Source organism: Monashia sp. HAY1-5C (assembly GCF_056755255.1).
The window spans coordinates 1-232 of the sequence record NZ_JBPGXG010000834.1 but is presented as its reverse complement, the minus strand read 5'-3'; the positions used below and the strand labels follow the sequence as shown (position 1 = coordinate 232).

At 45.3% G+C, this 232-nt stretch carries 1 protein-coding gene; it reads right to left on the bottom strand.

Features of this window, described 5'->3' with window-relative positions:
- On the bottom strand, positions 1 to 232 hold a 232-nt coding region (locus ACR9ZK_RS23695; RefSeq protein WP_481344355.1), incomplete at both ends, for a hypothetical protein.

Here is a 232-nt window from a genome sequence, read left to right as displayed (position 1 = left end):
AGCGGTACCACCCCAAGTCATTGAAAAAGGTATCGCCGCATTTGCACCAGACCAGTTATCTACAACGAGATAATAGCTTTCGCCTGCTACAACATTCAATGCTGGACTCCATGCACCGGAATTAGTCGTCAGACCAATCTGTAATCCTGTTTGGTTTGGAAAAGGCTGTACACCTGCGTAATTACATCGTATTGGAGCACCTTTGGTACCACAGGTTTTATTAGGCCCATAT